Consider the following 13837-nt stretch of genomic DNA (forward strand, 5'->3'; position numbering starts at 1 on the left):
TTCTCCGGGCGCTTCCCTTCGGTGTTTCCAACCTTACCAGATTCTTTTTCGGTCCGTTTCCGGTCCGAATTCTGATTCCGGTGGCCGCTGGAGGGGCCTTTGCCTTTCGGCGTGTTTTCGACTTTAGCAGACACGCATCCGCCGAACCTAATCGGCTCCGGATGATGCCCGCGGGTGTCAAAGGTGCTCCGTTGGATTTCCATCCGTCTGCGGAGCGAGTTCAAATCAAGCGTCTATGAGTGGGCAGATACTGCTCACCACAACCGTTTAAACCTACCTCCCCAGGCGAACCTCGTCAAGGATCCGGGGAAGATTCTTTGTGTGACGTCAGCCGGAGCGCCTACGCCCTCCGCCCTCCGCGACATTCCAACGTACGCATCCGTGCTCCCCGCGTCAAGGGAATCGCGGAAGATTCACAACGTCGCAGGTAAGAGGGGGTACGACGGTCAGGCCGCGAAGGACGACGGCGGGCTCTCCAGATCCTCGAGCTCGATGCCGGGGGCGGCGAGCACCACGTCGCCGGCGATATGGACCGTCCGGACCTCTCCGGTGTCCAGCTCGCTGACCTCGTATTCATCCACGACGAGTGGACCCGTGTCCGTGGTGTGTCCGGCTCGGTCGCGAAGTGCCCAGGACTGGTCCAGGGTCAGGGGCGCGAGGACCGGATCGGTGAAGGCCACGAGGCGGACGCGGACGGCTCCGGCGCCCGGCTCCAGCCGCAGCAGGCGGGAGATGGCGACCAGGAAGGCCGGAGAGGCACCGGTAAAGGCGTGGGCGCCGACATTGCCCTCGGTCGCGTGCTCCCCGGTGGGATCCGTACGGACCCAGGTGACCCCGTCCAGTGCGGCGCCCTTGACCTGCCAGCTCGCCGCGTGCAGCTCGACCCTGAGCGGCCGGCCCAGCTCGTCCAGGGTGAGGTCCACGGACCCGGCGTGATCGCCGGAAGGTGAGGTCCGCTGTGCGACATAGCGCCATCCGCTGGGGCCGGGCGCGCACTGGAAGTGCTCCTCACCCAGCGGGGTGTGGTCGTGCGGGTCGTGGAGGGAGTAACGGCCGCGGGGCATGGTGAGGTCCTTGACGAGCGTCGGGCCCGCCCGGCCGGACGGCACGGACGGGCCCTGGGGCCCCGCCGGGGCGGGGGCCGGGTCAGCGGCCGCCGACCGTGCGGTCGGCGGCGCCGGTGCGATCAGTAACGGTAGTGCTCGGGCTTGTACGGGCCCTCGACCGGGACGCCGATGTAGGCGGCCTGCTCGGGCCGGAGCGTGGTCAGCTTCGCCCCGAGCGCGTCGAGGTGGAGACGGGCGACCTTCTCGTCCAGGTGCTTGGGGAGCACATAGACGTCGGTCGGGTACGACTCCGGCTTGGTGAAGAGCTCGATCTGGGCGATGGTCTGGTTCGCGAAGGAGTTGGACATCACGAACGAGGGGTGACCGGTCGCGTTGCCGAGGTTCAGCAGACGGCCCTCGGAGAGCACGATAAGCGTCTTGCCGTCGGGGAAGGTCCAGGTGTGGACCTGCGGCTTGACCTCGTCCTTCACGATGCCCGGGACGGCGGCGAGGCCGGCCATGTCGATCTCGTTGTCGAAGTGGCCGATGTTCCCGACGATCGCCTGGTGCTTCATCTTGGCCATGTCCGCGGCCATGATGATGTCCTTGTTGCCGGTCGTGGTGATGAAGATGTCGGCGGTCTCCACCACGTCGTCCAGGGTCGCCACCTGGTAGCCGTCCATCGCTGCCTGCAGCGCGCAGATCGGGTCGATCTCGGTGATGATCACCCGGGCGCCCTGGCCGCGCAGCGACTCGGCGCAGCCCTTGCCCACATCGCCGTAGCCGCAGATGACCGCGACCTTGCCGCCGATCAGCACGTCGGTCGCGCGGTTGATGCCGTCGACCAGGGAGTGGCGGCAGCCGTACTTGTTGTCGAACTTGGACTTGGTCACCGCGTCGTTGACGTTGATCGCCGGGAAGAGCAGCAAGCCGTCCCGCTGCATCTCGTAGAGGCGGTGGACGCCGGTGGTGGTCTCCTCGGTGACCCCGCGGATCTCGGAGGCCAGCTGCGTCCACTTCTGCGGGTTCTCGGCGATGGTGCGGTTCAGCAGCTCGAGGATGACGCGGTGCTCGTCGTTCTCGGCGGTGGCGACGTCAGGGGCGGCGCCAGCCTTCTCGTACTCGACGCCCTTGTGGACGAGGAGGGTGGCGTCGCCACCGTCGTCCAGGATCATGTTGGGTCCGCCGGTGGGGGTGCCGGGCCAGGTCAGGGCCTGCTCCGTGCACCACCAGTACTCCTCCAGGGTCTCGCCCTTCCAGGCGAAGACCGGGATGCCCTGCGGGTTCTCCACAGTGCCGTTCGGACCGACGGCGATCGCGGCCGCGGCGTGGTCCTGGGTGGAGAAGATGTTGCAGGAGGCCCACCGGACCTCGGCGCCGAGGGCGACCAGGGTCTCGATCAGCACGGCGGTCTGCACGGTCATGTGCAGCGAGCCGGTGACACGGGCGCCGGCCAGGGGCTGCTGCTCGGCGTACTCCTTACGGATCGCCATCAGGCCGGGCATCTCATGCTCGGCGAGGGTGATCTCCTTACGGCCGAAGGCAGCCAAGGAGAGGTCCGCGACCTTGAAGTCCTGACCGGAGACGGCTGTCGTCATGAGTGCTGCTCCTCCTCGATCGTGTGCGAGCGAGAGTGGTTTCGGCTGGGCATGTGAGGCGCTGGGCAAGGCCCCGCACAGCGGGCACACCTGTCCCCTTCTACCTCACAGTGCGCAGTCCGTCGGAGGCCCTCTCTCCCTCGGCCGACCCGGTGTACGGGCCGCCCGACCGCCATCAGCAGCGACGTCTGGCTCGGTCACGAATCTACACCGATCGGCGCGGCGAACCCCAGCCCCCATCGGCCATCTTCGGCCGTAAGGCCATGACCTGCGCCGACGGCCACGCCGCTCGCGGAGCCCCGGTGGCTCACCCGTCGCTTTGATCCTGGCCCGATGTATTGCACGATGCCGCGAGCGCGGGGACGCTGGCAGCCTTCCGCGCCCGCTCAATGCGTTGTTAAGGAGAACCACGTGACCAGTCCAGCCGATCCCCCCAACGGTGCGGGGGCCAGCGGACCGGGGCTCAAGCTGCTCGCGGTGACCGCCTGTCCCACGGGTATCGCCCACACCTATATGGCCGCTGAGAAGCTGGCTCAGGCGGCGGAGTCACTCGGCCACAGCATGAAGGTGGAGACCCAGGGCTCGATCGGGGCCGAGAACGTTCTGTCTGACAACGATGTCAGTCAGGCCGACGGCATCATCATCGCCGCCGACAAGGACGTCGACCGCAGCCGTTTCATCGGCAAGAGAGTGCTCGTCGTCGGGGTCGCCGACGGCATCCACCGCCCGGAGCGGCTGATCGAGCAGGTGCGTAACGCGCCGGTGTACCAGGGCGACGGTCACGAGACCGAGCGCGGCGCCGCCGCCTCGGCGGCTTCCGGCGGCGGTAAGGGGCGCAGCGTCACCTATAAGGCGCTCATGAACGGCGTCTCGTACATGATCCCGTTCGTGGTGGTCGGCGGTCTGCTGATCGCGGTCTCGCTCGCCCTGGGCGGTGATACGACGTCCAAGGGCATCGTCATCCCCGACGACTCCTTCTGGAAGACGGTCAACGACATCGGGAGCATCGGCTTCGAGCTGATGATCCCGGCCCTTTCCGGCTATATCGCCTACGCCATCGCGGACCGGCCCGCGCTGGTGCCGGGCATGGTGGGCGGCTGGATCGCGGCCCACGGCGAGCTGTACGACAGCGAGGCGGGCGCCGGCTTCATCGGGGCGATCGTCACCGGCTTCCTGGCCGGCTATCTGGTGCTGTGGATCAAGCGGGTCAAGGTTCCGAAGTTCGTCCAGCCGATCATGCCGATCATCGTGATCCCGATCGTGGCGACCTCGGCGCTCGGCCTCTTCTTCATCTATGTCCTCGGCGAACCGATCTCCTGGGTCTTCGAGCGCCTCACCGACTGGCTCGGCGGGCTGACCGGCACCAGCGCGGCGCTGCTCGGCATCATCCTCGGGCTGATGATCGCGTTCGACATGGGCGGTCCGGTCAACAAGACCGCGTTCCTCTTCGGTGCCGGGCTGGTGTCGAAGAACCCCGAGGTCATGGGGGCGTGTGCGGCGGCCATTCCGGTTCCGCCGCTGGGCCAGGGGCTGGCCACGCTGCTGCGCCGCCGGATGTTCGACGACCAGGAGCGGGAGACCGGGCTCGCGGCGCTCTTCATGGGCTTCTTCGGCATCACCGAGGGCGCGATTCCGTTCGCCGCGGCGCGTCCGGCTCGGGTCATCCCGGCGAACATGCTGGGCGGCGCGGTCGCCGGGGCGATAGCCGGGGTGGCGTCGGTCGAGGACAACGTGCCGCACGGCGGGCCGATCGTGGCGGTGCTCGGCGCGGTCGGCGGGGTGCCGATGTTCTTCGTCGCGGTCGTCGTCGGTACGGCGGTTACGGCGCTGGTCACGATTGCGCTGATGTCTGTGGGTGGCGGCGCGCAAGGTGCGGATGCGGATGTGGCGGAGGCCGCGGAAGCCGCGGAGGCTGTCTCCTTGGCTCCGTCGCCGACGGGCGCGCCGGTGCTGGCCGGGGTGGGTAGCGGAGGCGGTACGGGCGCGGCGAGCGGTGCGACTGAGGCTTCAGCGGCGAGCGGTGCCGCGGCCGCCTCCGACGCGACTGCGCCTGAGACCGTGTCCGTCCCGGCCGCTGAACCGCGGGGCGGCGGTAAGGCCGAGGCCGCTCCCGAGGCAGTCGAGGCCGCTCCCGAGGCCGGGGACCAGGTGCTGTCCGGCTATCTCACCGAGCAGACCGTGAACGAGCGGCTGGCTGCGGACGGTAAGGACGCCGCGATCCGCGAGATGGCCGAGCTGCTGGCCGCGACCGGCAAGGTGGCGGATACGGCGGAGCTGGTCCGGGCCGCGTTCGCCCGGGAGGACCAGGGCACCACCGGTCTCGGCGAGGAGATCGCGATTCCGCATGCCAAGACGGACGCGGTCACCGCTCCGGTCGTCGGCTTCGCGCGCTCCCCCGAGGGCATCGAGTGGGGCGCGCCGGACGGCACGAAGGCCCGGCTGGTGTTCATGATCGCGGTGCCGGAGGCGGCCGCGGGCGATGAGCATCTGCGGATCCTGGCGCTGCTGTCGCGCAAGTTGATGAGCGCCGAGTTCCGGGAGCGGTTGCTGGGGGCGGCGGATGTGGGGGCGATTCTGCGGGTGCTCGGGGAGATCGAGTAGGCCCCCCCTTCTGAGCAGGTGCGCCCCGGTCGCGTGTGCGGTGTATGCCGTCGGCGGCCGGGGCGCGTTGCCGGGTGCGGGTCTTGTTGTTCTTACGGCGCGCGCCGTCGACAGCCCGGGGCGCGTTGCCGGGTACCGCCCGGTTGCCTGTGCGGCGCGCGCCGTCGGCGGCCGAGGTGCATTGCCGGGTGCGGGCCGGTGGCCGGTTTGTGCCCACCCGTTCCGCCAGGAGGTACCGCCCAGCGGTTGCTGGGGGAGGAACGAATGCCCACAAACCGGCTGTTCCGCTCAGGTGGTCGGGGATGTCCGGAGGATGTCCGGTTCCAGGTAGATGACGCGGGCGATGGGGACTGCCTCGCGGATGCGCGCCTCCGCGGCGTCGATCGCGCGGGCGACCTCCGCCGCCGTGTCGTCGTGCTGCACCGCGATCTTGGCGGCCACCAGCAGCTCCTCGGGGCCGAGGTGGAGCGTACGCATGTGGATCACCCCGGTGACGGTCTCGCCGTCCACCACCGCTTCGCGGATCTTGGCGACCTCGGTGACGTCGGCCGCCTCACCCAGCAGCAGCGACTTGGTCTCGGCCGCGAGCACCAGGGCGATCAGCACCAGCAGGACGCCGATGCAGAGGGTGCCGATGCCGTCCCAGACGCCGTCGCCGGTCAGCAGCGCGATCCCGACGCCGCCGAGCGCGAGGACCAGGCCGACGAGGGCGCCGAAGTCCTCCAGGAGGACGACGGGCAGCTCGGGGGCCTTGGCCCGGCGCACGAACTGCGGCCAGCTCAGCTTGCCCCGGATCTCGTTGGACTCGTTGATGGCCGTACGGAAGGAGAAGCCCTCGGCGATGATCGCGAAGACGAGCACCCCGACCGGCCAGTACCAGTGCTCCACCTCATGGGGATGCTTGATCTTCTCGTAGCCCTCGTACAGCGCGAAGACACCGCCGATGGTGAACAGCACGATGGAGACGAGGAAGCCGTAGATATAGCGCTCGCGGCCATAGCCGAAGGGGTGCTCGGGGGTGGCCTCGCGCTTGGCCTTCTTCCCGCCGAGGAGCAGCAGCCCCTGGTTGCCCGAGTCGGCGAGCGAGTGCACGCCTTCGGCGAGCATCGACGACGAGCCGCTGAAGGCGAACGCCACGAACTTGGCTGCGGCGATAGCCAGGTTCGCGCCCAGCGCGGCAACAATCGCCTTGGTTCCGCCTGATGCACTCATATGTGCCGAATGTCCCTTCCGCTTCGTTACAGCTCATGGCGGCTTTGCCAGCGCTTTACCGCCTCACGGCGGGCCATTGTTCCAGCCCCTCGAACGGGCCGTACGTCAGGCGGTCACTGTGGCCCTGAACACAGTGCCATCGCCGCCCAGTGCGACCTCCTCGCCGGCCGGTACGAAGGCCGACTCCCCGCGCTTCAGCGGGAGTTCGCCGTCCGCGCCGCGCAGGGAGACCTCGCCCGAGGCGCACAGCAGGATCTGCGGGCCGGTCGCCGGCAGCGGGCGCGCAGCGGCGCCGTCGGCCAGGACGTGGCGGGAGAGCCGGAACTCGCCGATCGGGGTGGTGTAGAGCTCCTCACCGGAGGGGTCCGCCTCGGGCCGCAGCACGGCGGGGGCGGCGCTTTCGAAGCGGACGACGCGCAGCAGTTCGGGGACGTCCACATGCTTGGGCGTCAGCCCGCAGCGCAGCACATTGTCGGAGTTGGCCATGATCTCGACGCCCAGGCCGTCGAGATAGGCGTGCGGTACACCGGCGCCGAGGTAGAGCGCCTCGCCGGGCTGGAGGGTCACGAAGTTGAGCAGCATCGCGGCGATCACCCCGGGGTCGCCCGGGTAGTGCTGTGCGATGGAGGCGTACGCCGCGTACGCCGGGGCGTGCGGTCCGTCCAGCGCGCCGAGCCGCTCGGCGGCGGCCGCGGCCTGCCTTACAGTCTCCGTCAACGCCTCCGGGTCGGCCGTCAGCACGGCGGTCAGCACCTCGCGCAGGGCGTGCGACTCCGGGTGGGCGTGCAGGATGTCGACGTACGGCTTGAGCGAGTCGACCTCCAGGGCGGCCAGTAGTTCGGCCGCCTCGTTCGGGTCGCGGAAGCCGCAGAGCCCGCTGAACGGCGTGAGCGCGCATATCAACTCGGGCTTGTGGTTGGCGTCCTTGTAGTTGCGATGCGGGGCATCGGCCGGAACGCCGCGCTCCTCCTCGTCCGCGTAGCCCTCCTTGGCCTGCTCGAGGTCGGGGTGGACCTGGAGCGACAGCGGCGAGGCGGCGGCCAGCACCTTCAGCAGGAACGGCAGCTGCGGCCCGAAGACGCTTACGGCGTCCGCGCCGAGCTCGCCCTCGGGGTCCGCGGCGATCACCTCGGAGAGCGCGACGGGGCCCGTGCCCCGGTCGACCCGGGACGGCGCCCCGGGGTGTGCTCCCATCCACATCTCGGCCTGCGGCTCCCCGGTCGGCCGGACGCCCAGCAGCTCGGGAATGGCGGTGGTGGAGCCCCAGGCGTAGGGGCGCACGGTGTTGACGAGGCGGTCCATGCGGTGCGGTTCCTGACTGTGCAGTGAAGGACGTGGGGCGGGTGGTGCGTGGTCTTACGGCGTTGCGTGGTCTTACGGCATCACGTTTGGGAGGTCGGTTCCAGAGGTCTACGGCGTCACGCTGTCGAGGTCTACGGCGTGCACGTCGCCGTGGTCGACGACGTCAGTGCTCCGACGGCGTCAAGTTCTATCGGCCGAAGCGAGCGCGAGGTAAACGGCGGCGAAATCCGTGATGGCGAGAAGTTCCGCGGCGCTCTCCAGCGGGGTGCCCTCGGCCGGTTCCAGCTCGCTGAACGCGGTGTCATGCGCCAGCGCGAGCTCCCGGGCGGTCGGCACCGCCGAGACCGGGCCCACCGGCTCCTCGTGGAGCAGCACGATCCGGGCGCGGAGTGCCTCGGCCTCCTCCACCCGGTCGCGGAAGAAGTCGTCCGGGTCGGCCCCGCCCGCGAACGCCCCGGTCAGCATCGCGCCATGCGCGGCGAGTGCCCCGGGGAGCTCGGCGACGAGCGCGGGGCGCCCGGCGAGCGACGCGAGCAGCCTCGCGAAGCGCCGTCCGGTCGCGGCGGCTACCGGGCCCTCGGTCCACAACAGCGGAAGCGCCCCGGCGAGCTCGGCCGCGAGCGTCTTGGCGGGGTTGGTGTAGGTGGCGATGGCCGGGCCGCAGCGCTCGGCGACCTGATCGAGCCGGTCGGCGACCTGCAGCAGCGCGGCGGGCGACGCGGACACCAGGCCGATCCGGTCGACCAGCAGAAGCAGCGGGGTGAGCAGCGCCCACAGCGTGCCGGGCAGCGCGGGGCCGGTCGTCTCGTCGGGAGCGGTGCCGGGCGGTTCGACGGGGTGCGGAACGGAAGGCGTCCCGTATGTGCCGGGGGCATCGCCCAGGGCGCCCTCGGCGCGGGCGTCCTCGTCGTCCTCGGTCACGCCGGGCGCGTGCGGGTCCCTGCGGTAGGGATCGGTGCTGTACCCACCCGTGGCGTACGGAGCCGAGGCGTACGGCGCCGTGGCCAGCGGCACCATCAGGCCACGTGCCTGCGCGACCGCGTCGGCCAGCGGGGACTGGGCCGGGGCGACCGCGACGATCGCGCAGCCGCGGCGGTACGCCTGCTCGACAAGGCGCGGAAGGCCCGGTTCCGTACCGTCCGGTGTCGCGACCACCAGCAGGTCGAGCGGGCCCGCCCAGCCGGGCAGCGTCCAGCGCAGGGCGCCCGGCGCGGGGGCCACGCCGGTGGGCGCGATCAGGCTGACCGGGCAGTTGCCCCCGCTGAGCGCGCCGAGGAGGTCGGCGGTGCAGGTTCCGGCCGCCCCCGGGCCCGCGACCATGACGGCGCGCGGCCGCCCATCCGGCTTGAGATCGCCGATCCCCGCCTCGGTGGCGTGCCGGGTGGCGGTGCGGATGCGGGCACCGGATTCGGCGGCTCCGCGCAGCAGCCCGCGGCTATCGGCGCGGGCCAGGGCCTCTGGGGCGTCGAGGAGGGATTCGTCGAGCATCGTGCTTCGGCCTCCGATCGCCGTGGCGGGCGGTACGCGCGGGACCGCGCGGGGCTGGGGCTCCGGCGGGTCGCCGGGTCAGGCCGGGCGGCGGGCCTCGTCGACGAGCAGCACGGGGATGCCGTCCCGGACGGGGTACGCGAGACCGCACCCCTCGCCCGTGCACACCAGCTCGGGGGTCTCCGGGGACTGCTCCTCGCGCAGCGGGGCGTGGCACGCCGGGCAGGCGAGGATCTCCAGAAGACCGGCTTCGAGCGGCATGGGGCGTCCCTTCGGGTATGGGTCCAGCCGGACATCGGCCCGGCGTGGTCAGCGTACCGCCGGGCGGGGGCGGGGCGCGGCCGGTGGGCAGCGGAGCCCGGGGGCTCGCCCCGGGCTCCGACAACGCCGTGCGCCCCCGCGCGCGGACCGCCGTAAGGACGCGGAAGTCCGCGGGGTCCGCGCGCGGACGGCCGTAAGGCTTACGCGCGAACGATGGAGAGGACCTCGTCGCGGACCCCGGCCACCCGCTCCGCGTCCCGCGCCTCCACGTTCAGCCGCAGCAGCGGCTCGGTGTTGGAGGGGCGGAGGTTGAACCACCAGTCGGCGGCGGTGACCGTAAGGCCGTCGAGTTCATCGAGCTCGACGCCTTCGCGGCCCTCGTACGCCGCCTTGACCGCCTCCATGCGCCCGGTCTGGTCGTCGACGGTGCTGTTGATCTCCCCGGAGGCCGCGTACCGGTCGTACTGCGCGACCAGCTCCGACAGCGGGCCCTTCTGTCCGCCGAGCGCGGCCAGGACGTGCAGGGCGGCCAGCATGCCGGTGTCGGCGTTCCAGAAGTCGCGGAAGTAGTAGTGCGCGGAGTGCTCACCGCCGAAGATCGCGCCGGTGCGGGCCATCTCGGCCTTGATGAAGGAGTGGCCCACGCGGGTGCGGACGGGGGCGCCGCCGTTCTCCTTGACGACCTCCGGGACCGACCACGAGGTGATGCAGTTGTGGATGACCGTCCCGCCCGGGTGCTTGCCCAGCTCGCGGGCGGCGACCAGGGCGGTGATGGCGGAGGGGGACACCGGCTCACCGCTCCCGTCCACGACGAAGCAGCGATCGGCGTCGCCGTCGAAGGCGAGCCCGAGGTCGGCGCCGGTTTCCAGGACCCGGGCCTGCAGATCGACGATGTTCTTGGGGTCGAGCGGGTTGGCCTCGTGGTTGGGGAAGGTGCCGTCCAGCTCGAAGTAGAGCGCGTCGAGCTCGAGCGGGAGTCCCTCGAAGACGGTCGGGACGGTGTGGCCGCCCATGCCGTTGCCCGCGTCCACGACGACCTTCAGCGGTCGGATGGCGGTCAGGTCCACCAGCGAGCGCAGATGGGCGGCGTAGTCGGCGAGGACGTCCCGCTGGGTGATGGTGCCGGCCTCGGCGGCGGGCTCGGGCGCGCCGTTGTCGGCCCATTCCTCGACCAGGGCGCGGATGTCGGCGAGCCCGCTGTCCTGGCCGATGGGGGCGGCGCCCGCGCGGCACATCTTGATGCCGTTGTACTGCGCGGGGTTGTGGCTGGCGGTGAACATCGCGCCGGGCAGGCCGAGATGTCCGCTCGCGAAGTAGAGCTGATCGGTCGAGCACAGCCCGATCTCGGTCACATCCACCCCGAGCGAGGCGGCGCCGCGCGCGAAGGCCCGCGCCAGACCGGGCGAGGAGGGGCGCATGTCATGGCCGACGACGATCGCGTCCGCGCCGGTCACCCGGGCGAAGGCGGCGCCGAAGAGTTCCGAGAGCGACTCGTCCCACTGGTCCGGGACCACACCGCGCACGTCGTACGCCTTCACGATCTGCGACAAGTCGGGCACAGCCAACCCCTTCTGGAGGTCCTGGTGAAGATGTCTCCGCGGACGTCCCCGCGGACGTCCCTGCGGACCTCAAAACCTACCCGCAGGACCTGGGCCGGAACTGTGAGCCCCGTCGCGCGGCGTGCTGCCGGGCGTCCCGGGCCGGGTCACGGCAGCATCCAGCTCAGCAGGAACGACGACTGCGCGACGACGATGAGGCACATCACCAGCAGCAGGGCGAGGCTCCACGGCAGCACCTTACGGAGCAGATCCCCCTCCCGCCCCTTCAGCCCGACCGCCGCGCAGGCGATGGTGAGGTTCTGCGGGGAGATCATCTTGCCGAGCACCCCGCCCGAGCTGTTGGCGGCGGCGAGCAGATCCGGGGAGAGCCCGGACTCATGGGCGGCGGTCACCTGGAGCGCGCCGAAGAGAGCGTTCGCGGAGGTGTCCGAGCCGGAGACGGCGACGCCGAACCAGCCGAGCACCGGGGAGAGGAAGGCCAGCCCGGCCCCGGCGGCCGCGACGAAGTGCCCGATGCTGGCGGCCTGCCCGGAGAGATTCATGACATAGGCGAGCGCGAGCACCGAGGTGACCGTAAGGATCGCATGACGCAGCTCGTGCACCGTGGCCGTCCACTCCCGCACGGCGTCGCGGGCGGTCACCCCCAGCACGGCGACGGTGGCCACCCCGGCCACCAGCACCAGGCTGCCGCCGGTGGCGATCAGCGGCAGCGAGAAGACATTGGCGCCGACCGGCTTTCCATCGGGCGCCGCGACGTCCAGGAAGGGCCAGTCGAAGGTGCGGGTGGCCTTGGCCAGAAGGTCCTTGACCGGGCCGATCTGGGCGATGGAGAAGATCGCCACGATGAGCGCGTACGGGGCGTAGGCGCGCAGCACCTCGGGGCGCGGGTCCTCGCGGTCCAGGTCGTCGCTGCGTACGCCGGTGAGCACGGCGGCGCGCACCGGCTCCTCGGCGGGGCGCCGTGCGGCGGGCATGGCCACCAGCACGGCCGCGCCGACCAGCGCCGCCGCGATGTCGGCGAGCTGGACGGAGAGGTAGTTGGAGACGGTGAACTGGGCGACGGCGAAGGCGACGCCACAGGCGAGCGCGGGCGCCCAGGTCTCGCGCAGCCCGCGCCGGCCATCCACGAGCGCGACCAGCAGCAGCGGGACGACGAGGGCGAGCAGCGGCGTCTGCCGGCCCACGACGGAGGCGACGGAGTCCAGCGGCAGCCCGGTGACCTGAGCCAGCGTCACCACGGGGGTGGCCATGGCGCCGAAGGCGACCGGCGCGGTGTTGGCGACGAGCGCGACGACGGCGGCGCGCACCGGGTCGAAGCCGAGCGCCACGAGCATGACCGAGCAGATCGCCACGGGTGCGCCGAACCCGGCGAGCGCCTCCAGGAGCGCACCGAAGCAGAAGGCGATGACGAGGGCCTGGACGCGGGGATCGTCCGAGAGCCGGCCGAAGGAGCGGCGCAGCACGTCGAAGTGATCGGTGCGGACGGTCATCCGGTACACCCACAGGGCGTTGACGACGATCCACATGATGGGGAAGAGACCGAAGAGCGCCCCCTGGACGGCGCTGGAGAGGGCCTGGCCGACGGGCATCCCGTACGGGAGGCAGGCGACGAGCGCGGCGACGACGAGCCCGATGGGGCCCGCGTAGTGGGCGCGCATCCGCACCCCGCCGAGCAGGACGAGGACGGTGACGAGGGGAAGGGCGGCGACGAGGGCGGACAGGGAGAGTGAATCGGCGACGGGGTCCAACTGCTGCACGAACACGCGGGCCTCCCGGCATGGGCCATCCCTGGAAGGTCACATCCGTAATGCGGAAACGGAGGACCCTGGGGTGCACGCATGGTCGTGTCCGCGCCAAGTCACAGTCAATGCTCCGTCAGCAAGTGATCCGAACAAGGGGCCGGAGAGACCGCGAGACGTTCGCGAGAAGATCGCGGGGGAAGCGCGAGAAGATCGCGGGGGAAGTGCGAGAAGATCGCGGGGGAAGTGCGGGGAGATCGCGGGGGAAGTGCGGGGAGGAGCCGATCAGGACTCGGGCGACCGCAGGACCCGCAGATGGCCGCGGCGCGCGACCTCACGCGGGTCGCCCTCCCGGCCGCCGTGCCCGGCCCCGGTCCCGGAGCCTCCCGAACCGGACGCCGCCCCCGCCGCGCGCTCATGCGGGCGGGCGGCCTCGCGGACCGCGTTGGCCAGCGCCTCCAGATCGTCACCGCTGGGCCGGGTCGGCCCGGTGTCGACGGCGAGCCGGACGACCTCCCAGCCACGCGGGGCGGTCAGCCGCTCCGAGTGCTCCGAGCACAGGTCGTAGCAGTGGGGCTCGGCGTAGGTGGCGAGTGGCCCGAGAACGGCAGTCGAGTCCGCATAGACGTACGTCAGCGTCGCGACGGCGGGGCGGCCGCAGGCGGTGCGCGAACAGCGACGTACAGGGCTCACGACGTTGGACGGTACCGCACTCTTGAGCGGGCCGCGACGACTCTCCACCAGCTCACTCCGCCGTGTCGTCCTGGTTCGCCCCGTGCACCCGAAACGTGAACTTACCGGTTGACCAGCACGGACTTCCGGCACGACAAAAACCGCCAACAACGAATCCGGTCAGCACTCGAACCGAGAGAGATCATCCTGGGCCAGGGAAGCGACGCAAGAGACGTCCGTTTTTGGACCCAAGCATGGCTGGAATGCTCATTTGGCGACATCCGGCACGGCTGTCCGGTAAGCGCACGGGGGGCGGGTGGGTGACGGCTACCCTCGTGAGTGATGACCAGGCCCGTACA

The 13837-nt window shown here is 70.9% G+C and carries 10 protein-coding genes; 1 reads left to right on the forward strand and 9 read right to left on the reverse strand.

Annotation, left to right across the window (positions count from 1 at the left end):
- Positions 1-446: 446 nt before the first annotated feature.
- Entirely contained in the window at positions 447-1064 is a 618-nt protein-coding gene (locus ACFYOY_RS46685) for a hypothetical protein (RefSeq protein WP_351905589.1), read from the reverse strand.
- Between the two features lie 122 nt (positions 1065-1186).
- The gene (gene ahcY, locus ACFYOY_RS46690) at positions 1187-2644 is read right to left on the reverse strand and encodes an adenosylhomocysteinase (RefSeq protein ID WP_351905586.1); all 1458 of its coding nucleotides are present in this window, start codon (positions 2642-2644) and stop codon (positions 1187-1189) included.
- Positions 2645-3055: 411 nt separating this feature from the next.
- On the opposite strand from ahcY, the gene ACFYOY_RS46695 reads away from it, so the two are divergent.
- Positions 3056-5245 carry a fructose-specific PTS transporter subunit EIIC gene (locus tag ACFYOY_RS46695; protein ID WP_388594081.1) on the forward strand — a complete coding sequence of 730 codons (2190 nt, stop codon included), beginning with the start codon at positions 3056-3058 and terminating at the stop codon, positions 5243-5245.
- A 288-nt stretch (positions 5246-5533) separates the two neighbouring features.
- Here ACFYOY_RS46695 and ACFYOY_RS46700 read toward each other — a convergent pair whose 3' ends face one another.
- The 7 genes from ACFYOY_RS46700 to ACFYOY_RS46730 form a co-directional block, all read right to left on the reverse strand.
- Entirely contained in the window at positions 5534-6457 is a 924-nt protein-coding gene (locus ACFYOY_RS46700) for a cation diffusion facilitator family transporter (RefSeq protein ID WP_388594083.1), read from the reverse strand.
- A gap of 105 nt (positions 6458-6562) precedes the next feature.
- Positions 6563-7759: a mannose-6-phosphate isomerase, class I gene (manA, locus tag ACFYOY_RS46705; RefSeq protein ID WP_351905577.1), complete on the reverse strand. Its 1197-nt coding sequence runs from the start codon at positions 7757-7759 to the stop codon at positions 6563-6565.
- Positions 7760-7939: 180 nt separating this feature from the next.
- Complete coding sequence (locus tag ACFYOY_RS46710; RefSeq protein ID WP_388594086.1) at positions 7940-9247, reverse strand: SIS domain-containing protein; 1308 nt, start codon at positions 9245-9247, stop codon at positions 7940-7942.
- Between the two features lie 78 nt (positions 9248-9325).
- On the reverse strand, positions 9326-9508 hold the full coding sequence (locus ACFYOY_RS46715; protein ID WP_059149235.1) for a Trm112 family protein: 183 nt from the start codon (positions 9506-9508) through the stop codon (positions 9326-9328).
- Between the two features lie 200 nt (positions 9509-9708).
- Positions 9709-11067 carry a phosphomannomutase/phosphoglucomutase gene (locus tag ACFYOY_RS46720; RefSeq protein ID WP_351905570.1) on the reverse strand — a complete coding sequence of 453 codons (1359 nt, stop codon included), beginning with the start codon at positions 11065-11067 and terminating at the stop codon, positions 9709-9711.
- 146 nt (positions 11068-11213) lie between these two features.
- Entirely contained in the window at positions 11214-12830 is a 1617-nt protein-coding gene (locus ACFYOY_RS46725) for an L-lactate permease (protein ID WP_351905568.1), read from the reverse strand.
- 261 nt (positions 12831-13091) lie between these two features.
- On the reverse strand, positions 13092-13547 hold the full coding sequence (locus ACFYOY_RS46730; RefSeq protein WP_351905565.1) for a DUF3499 domain-containing protein: 456 nt from the start codon (positions 13545-13547) through the stop codon (positions 13092-13094).
- Positions 13548-13837: the final 290 nt, after the last annotated feature.

This window comes from Streptomyces sp. NPDC007875, assembly GCF_042868035.1.
Classification (GTDB): domain Bacteria; phylum Actinomycetota; class Actinomycetes; order Streptomycetales; family Streptomycetaceae; genus Streptomyces; species Streptomyces antimycoticus.

Coding starts and splice junctions, on each gene's coding strand:
- ahcY (WP_351905586.1), bottom strand. CDS start 2,644: ATGACGACAGCCGTCTCCGGTCAGGACTTCAAGGTCGCGGACCTCTCC.
- ACFYOY_RS46710 (WP_388594086.1), bottom strand. CDS start 9,247: ATGCTCGACGAATCCCTCCTCGACGCCCCAGAGGCCCTGGCCCGCGCC.
- manA (WP_351905577.1), bottom strand. CDS start 7,759: ATGGACCGCCTCGTCAACACCGTGCGCCCCTACGCCTGGGGCTCCACC.
- ACFYOY_RS46685 (WP_351905589.1), bottom strand. CDS start 1,064: ATGCCCCGCGGCCGTTACTCCCTCCACGACCCGCACGACCACACCCCG.
- ACFYOY_RS46715 (WP_059149235.1), bottom strand. CDS start 9,508: ATGCCGCTCGAAGCCGGTCTTCTGGAGATCCTCGCCTGCCCGGCGTGC.
- ACFYOY_RS46700 (WP_388594083.1), bottom strand. CDS start 6,457: ATGAGTGCATCAGGCGGAACCAAGGCGATTGTTGCCGCGCTGGGCGCG.